The organism is Streptomyces sp. MB09-01 (assembly GCF_033794505.1).
GTDB lineage: Bacteria > Actinomycetota > Actinomycetes > Streptomycetales > Streptomycetaceae > Streptomyces.
Window position 1 is genome coordinate 1 of sequence record NZ_JARAYQ010000555.1, and the last position, 1,318, is coordinate 1,318.

Here is a 1,318-nt window from a genome sequence, read left to right on the forward strand (position 1 = left end):
GTTCCGTGTCTCTATGGATCTCACTTGCTCTTCAGGTTTATTTTTTTGCCAGCCAAAAGCGGGCTAGCAGGTGTTGTGCTGTCTCGTGGGCTCGGGGATGGGTATAAGGGACAGGGGTGGGTCGGGATCATGGACAACGGCAAGGGCACGGGCGGTGGTGTCGGCGCGGTGCTGCGGGCTCCGATCGAGGGGCGGACCTGGCGGGAGTTCGGGTACCTGCTGATCGGGCTGCCGCTGAGCACGCTGTACTTCTCTCTCGCCATCACCGGTGTGAGCCTCGGCGCCGGGCTGCTCGTCACCTTCCTCGGTGTGCCGGTCCTCGCCGGCGTGCTCGCCATGTGCCGCGGCTTCGGCGCGGTGGAGCGGGCCCGGGTGCGCGCGCTGCTCGGGGCGGACATCACCGGCCCCGCGCCGATCCGGGCCAGGAAGTCCGGGCCCCTCGCCGCCATGGGTGCGCTGCTCAAGAGCGGGAGCGCCTGGCGGCACGTGCTGTACTCCGTGATCCACTTCCCGTGGGCGGTGTTCGGGTTCTGCCTGGCACTGACGTTCTGGGCGTCGGGGTGGACGCTCCTGCTGTACCCCCTGTGGTTCTGGGTCATCCCGACCTACACCGACCAGCCCGGGATGATGCTCTTCCAGAACGACGACTACTCCTTCTTCGTCGATTCGCCCGTCGAGATCGCCCTCGCCTGCCTCTTCGGACTGGCGCTCACCCTCACCACCCCCTGGGTGATCCGGGCCCTGACCACCGTCGACCGGGTCATGGTCGGCGGGCTGCTCGGGCGCTCCCGTCTGGACAGCCGCGTCACCGAGCTGGAGTCCGACCGGGGCGTGGTGGTGGACACCGCCGCCGCCGACCTGCGGCGCATCGAGCGCGATCTGCACGACGGAGCGCAGGCCCGGCTGGTGTCGCTCGCCATGGACCTGGGGCTGGCGAAGGAGAAGCTCACCGAGGACCCGCAGACCGCGGCCCGCATGGTGGACGAGGCGCACGGCGAGGTGAAGATCGCCCTGCAGGAGCTGCGCGACCTGGCCCGCGGGATCCACCCCGCCGTGCTGACCGACCGGGGGCTGGACGCGGCGCTGTCGGCGGTGGCCGCGCGCTGCACGGTGCCGGTCCGGGTGGCCGTGGACCTCCCGGCCCGCCCGGCGGAGGCGATCGAGGGGATCGCGTACTTCACGGTCTCGGAGCTGCTGCAGAACATCAGCAAGCACGCGGTGGCCCGGTCGGCTTCCGTGGACGTGTGGAAGTCCGGGGAGCGGCTGCTGATCCAGGTCGCGGACGACGGGCGGGGCGGAGCGGGGGCCTCCGGCGGGG

At 70.7% G+C, this 1,318-nt stretch carries 1 protein-coding gene; it reads left to right on the forward strand.

What is annotated here, in order from left to right:
• Window positions 1–129: 129 nt before the first annotated feature.
• On the forward strand, window positions 130–1,318 hold a 1,189-nt coding region (locus PV721_RS43410), incomplete at its 3' end, for a sensor histidine kinase (RefSeq protein ID WP_319734392.1).